Origin of the sequence: Shewanella sp. 5_MG-2023 (assembly GCF_030547465.1) — a bacterium.
Classification (GTDB): Bacteria; Pseudomonadota; Gammaproteobacteria; order Enterobacterales; family Shewanellaceae; genus Shewanella.
The window spans coordinates 1-4,166 of record NZ_JAUORC010000056.1 but is presented as its reverse complement, the minus strand read 5'-3'; the positions used below and the strand labels follow the sequence as shown (position 1 = coordinate 4,166).

Sequence of the window (4,166 nt, the reverse complement as noted above, 5' to 3'; positions counted from 1 at the left end):
CGCTGGTTGTGCGCTTAATAAATCATTTCTTAATTTAAAATAACAGCATTTCCCACTTGATTGATATCAAGCTTTTCAGCTGTGTTGAATTTAGTTTATGAGTTAATTTTGGCGATTAATGATGAAATATTCAGTCCTTTGGCAAGAATCATCCCATTAGTAAATGATTGTTGGTGTTAGCAACTCAAAATGAAAGGCGTTATGTTATAACTTCAAAATAATGGGTGGCTATGTATTTGTTTAATTATATTTACTATTTGATATTTACGAATAGACATATTGAGTTACTTAAATAACCTTTGCTTACAAAAATATACTTTAAATATGCAGTCTTATTGGTAACCAATTATAATTTTTAATCTGAAATGATGCATTTAACTAACCAAGCATTATTTTGCTGGTTACGCTTGGTTTCAATAACCCCAAAATCATACAACTCTATTCTTTGTGAGGCTATTTGTAGGGCTAAAGTATAATCCACGATGTAATTGGCATTCCTTTGTATTGTATTAATATCTAAAAAAATGAAATACTTTATTTCACCTAAGCTATCAGTATTAACATGGGGGTGGGCCCATTGCGTAACTGTTATTTCGTCCATTAGTTATTTCCTTATAATAAGCCTAAAACGTAAGCAGCTGCGTCATCTATTTGTGGGCTATTTCCTATAGTGCGTGCAAATACTTCACGTTCATTAATAAGAGTATCTTTAGCTTGTTCCAAAAGGGTAAATTGCGCTTGATCAATTAAATTATCATTATATGTGAAAGCACGATTGTGTTTCATTGTATCGAGAGCTGTAATGCTGTTTTCAATTAGATTAAGGTATTCCTGAACCCCATTAAAACCAGGAAGTAATTTGATTACTGATTTGTCGGTAATGTTGTCCTTCACTTTACCATTTGCATCTGTATCTATGTAATAAAAAGCCATTTTGGATACATCTGGTAGTAAATTATTTAATTTATCTAAGTCTGCACTTATGCTTAAAGCTTTTTTATCTTGTACTGTTGATAACGTACTGTAAATATTATTAATTAACATTTTTCTTCTAGCATTTAACTCACCTAATGATCCACTCGCTAAGTCTTTTACTGCCAGAACAGTGTCTGTAGAGGCATCTATTGCCGCTTGTCCTGTCATAAATGAGCTGTTAATGGTCGTGGTACCAAATTTATACCAATCGTCACTAGATTCTCGTGATAGTTTAAAGTCACTTACTACGCTAGTAGCATTACCGGTACTTTTATTATTTTTAGGGGTAACCACTACCGTTCGAGTTTTGACTCCTATTGTGCCTTGTAACGGTTGCTGGGGATCTGTTGTGCGTGATTCTATCGCAATACTATTTCGCTCTGAGTGATGGTAGGTCACGGCATTACTACAACCGACTAAAGATATAAGTCCCATAAGAGATAAAAGGCTTAAGTTTATGTTTTTCATCATTTATCACCATATACTTTCTGGCGAAGTTTTTTGATTGCATCTGGCCTCACTGCAAGATCTTCTGCTGGTTTACCGGAGGCAACAAACTCAGAAATACTCATGTCATCAAGCCCTGTTATTTCTACTTTATTCACAGAAAACAGCGACATCGCATCCGATTCTTTGGTTTTCTTTGGCACGATGGCGTATACATCTCTATCGTAACCCAGCGACATTTTATTACTGCCCTCAGCGCTGGCGGCAATGGTTAATCCTAAAGATGTTTCTTGCACATAAATTAAGTGGTTTGATTGGCAGCCTGCTAAAAAGAGAACGAGCAAGGTTGTTGGTAAGAGTTTATTCATTAATAGTGGTCCTATTGTTATGGGCTAAATTATTAACTGCGCAAATCTCTATTTCTTTTTCTGTGTCTAAGTAATATACAGATATTGAGTCTTCTTTATGGATACTCAGCAATTTTTGGGAAGAGGTACCAAGGTTTAATCGAACTTGCTTATAAGACATTGCTAAACCAATTCCAGTTTGATGGGTGTTAACCATAACTGGTATTTCTGCATAGGTAAGTTTGGCTCTGGGAGTTTCTGTAGGAGGGTTGTCGTTGAAAACTTTATTGAAGCAGAGGTATTGATTATTACTTAATACTGGATAGATGAGTTGCTGGCGAATATAGCCTAGTTGAACACCGAAGCTAGGTACTGTGTAAAAATGTAAACCAGAGGCTTCATAGGTGACTATTTTTGAATAATCTGATAAATGACTCTCAGATTGGCTGCCAATGCCGACATTATTAACTGAACAACCATTACCTAACAGCATGAAGGGTAGTATGATTGAACTAAGTCTATATCGATAAGCTATGGCTGTCATCGTCTTCCTTTCGATGATTCCGAAGAAACATTCAATTACATTGCTTATAATTTAGCCTATATTTTGATTGGTGTCAGTAAAATAATAAGTGGGGCAGCGTAAACTTTTCATTTTGTGCGGTTCAAATGAACTGGCTTTTAAATGCTAATGATTGGCTTATTCTTCCCTGAGGGCGTTCTCTTATTGCATTAAGAGCTTGGTCTGTTTTTGTTTTTTATTGGTTACACATTACGATATGGGGTCTGTTTATTGCAATGCTTTAGCACACTGTTTTGTCCGAAAAGTCGATATAAAATCATTAAAAAGTAGTACGTTACAGTTTGTATCGTTAATCAGCCTTTGTAATAAGTGGCTTCAGTCTCTGACCCCATTTATATAGTCGTGTTCTACACGGTTAATTTCTGCTGGCTCATCTTCTGTGAATAATGAGATAGAACCAAGAAACGCACCATGCTCATCTTCGTTGTAAAAGAAGAAAAACTCTCTGTCGTGATCCGCTACATTAAAAGATATTTTTATAGCTATTTTTTCATTTTCGGTATATCCGAGCTCTTCAGTCAGCGCAATATATGTAACAGGGTAATTATTATCAGTATCTATTGTCTTGAAGGGCAAGGACGGAATATATGTTCCAACACCAAGCCAGGGTTTTGGGATTTCAGAAATATAAACCCTATCATTATCCGTTATTGCGTTTCTTCGAAGTTGTAAGAATGCTTCCTTTGAGTGTCCGCTAATAACAAAGCATAACGTTGGTGTCATACCCTTTTTGACCAGATATTCGAAAGCTTGTACGTGACCATACTCACCATTCAAGGTTTCGCATTTTTGAAGCTTATCCCAATAAGGTGGTGGAGTATTATTTGACTGTGCATTACTACTTAGTAGTAGTGCGGTTAAAAATATAAATATTATGCTAATTCTCACAGATTATCCTTAATCTATTTCGCCTAGAACTTTAGGTAATAACATGGCCACCTATGATTATTGGCTTTACGAGAGCATGGTTGAGTTTGCTCTCGTATTTATACCGGTTTTAATAAGTGGGGGGCAGAGTAAACTTAATTTTTGTTTATAGGTTACTTAAAACTTTACTTTAATTCTTGTTCTTTTTTTCTATAGTACCAGCGGTTCCAAACCACACAAAGAAAAACGAAAAAGCGCAGTATTTTATTAATACACTATAAAACAATTGATTATCTTCACCTTTGACAGCCAAATTTCCATGCGAATAAGCAAAACCAGAAAACCAAATATCAAACGTATGAAGAATCAAAGGTATTGATATAACTAAACAAACAGCTCTTATCGGCCATACATATTTCTTTTTCACGTCTAATTTAACCAGCATAATAATACCTTGTTTCTAATAGCGGCTCTGGTCTTCTGTTCCCGAACAAGGGTCTTAAAGAAGTGGGATCACAGTTAACTTTTCACTTTGTGCTTTTGTGGTTCAAATGAACTGGCTTTTACAAGCTAATGATTGGCTTCTTCTTCCCTGAAAGGCGTTCTCTTATTGGATTAAGAGCTTGGCCTGCGTTTGTTTTTATTGGTTATACATTACGCTATTGGGTCTGTTTATTGCAATGGTTTAGCGGTATTTTTGCCTGAAAGTTGAATTAAAATCATTAAAAAATAGCCTGTTACAGTTAGTGCTCCCACTTGTTTTTGTTCAGCATATTTAAATACAAAAAAGCCTGAAGGGTTGCTTCAGGCTTTTTGGTGTCAGTTATCGCGAGTTTAACAGCTAAAATAACATGGCCACCCACTTTAAGTGGCTAAATTATCAACACTGTACTAGGCTTTGGTTATTGCTTAATAATCGGTGATAGATGATGGCCAGACCAAGAGAA

6 protein-coding genes are annotated in these 4,166 nt (G+C 35.5%); all 6 read right to left on the bottom strand.

Annotation, left to right across the window (positions count from 1 at the left end; translation table 11 throughout):
• Window positions 1-355: 355 nt before the first annotated feature.
• The 6 genes from Q4557_RS19485 to Q4557_RS19460 all read right to left on the bottom strand — a co-directional run bounded on the left by Q4557_RS19485 (window position 356) and on the right by Q4557_RS19460 (window position 3,664).
• Complete coding sequence (locus Q4557_RS19485; protein WP_303414961.1) at window positions 356-601, bottom strand: hypothetical protein; 246 nt, start codon at window positions 599-601, stop codon at window positions 356-358.
• 11 nt (window positions 602-612) lie between these two features.
• On the bottom strand, window positions 613-1,446 hold the full coding sequence (locus Q4557_RS19480; protein WP_303414959.1) for a hypothetical protein: 834 nt from the start codon (window positions 1,444-1,446) through the stop codon (window positions 613-615).
• Window positions 1,443-1,790, bottom strand: a complete 348-nt coding sequence (locus Q4557_RS19475) for a hypothetical protein (RefSeq protein ID WP_303414957.1) — start codon at window positions 1,788-1,790, stop codon at window positions 1,443-1,445. Before Q4557_RS19475 ends, Q4557_RS19480 begins: the two co-directional genes overlap by 4 nt.
• Window positions 1,783-2,313, bottom strand: coding sequence for a hypothetical protein (locus Q4557_RS19470; protein WP_303414954.1), 531 nt, complete (start codon window positions 2,311-2,313; stop codon window positions 1,783-1,785). Before Q4557_RS19470 ends, Q4557_RS19475 begins: the two co-directional genes overlap by 8 nt.
• A gap of 354 nt (window positions 2,314-2,667) precedes the next feature.
• A complete protein-coding gene (locus tag Q4557_RS19465) occupies window positions 2,668-3,240 on the bottom strand; it encodes a hypothetical protein (protein WP_303414952.1) in 573 nt (190 codons plus the stop codon).
• 169 nt (window positions 3,241-3,409) lie between these two features.
• Window positions 3,410-3,664 (bottom strand): hypothetical protein, encoded by a 255-nt coding sequence (locus Q4557_RS19460; RefSeq protein WP_303414950.1) that lies wholly within the window; start codon window positions 3,662-3,664, stop codon window positions 3,410-3,412.
• Window positions 3,665-4,166: the final 502 nt, after the last annotated feature.

Excerpts from the sequence above, each read along its gene's own strand:
- Q4557_RS19480 (WP_303414959.1), bottom strand. The coding sequence starts at position 1,446 with ATGATGAAAAACATAAACTTAAGCCTTTTATCTCTTATGGGACTTATA.
- Q4557_RS19460 (WP_303414950.1), bottom strand. The coding sequence starts at position 3,664 with ATGCTGGTTAAATTAGACGTGAAAAAGAAATATGTATGGCCGATAAGA.
- Q4557_RS19485 (WP_303414961.1), bottom strand. The coding sequence starts at position 601 with ATGGACGAAATAACAGTTACGCAATGGGCCCACCCCCATGTTAATACT.
- Q4557_RS19470 (WP_303414954.1), bottom strand. The coding sequence starts at position 2,313 with ATGACAGCCATAGCTTATCGATATAGACTTAGTTCAATCATACTACCC.
- Q4557_RS19475 (WP_303414957.1), bottom strand. The coding sequence starts at position 1,790 with ATGAATAAACTCTTACCAACAACCTTGCTCGTTCTCTTTTTAGCAGGC.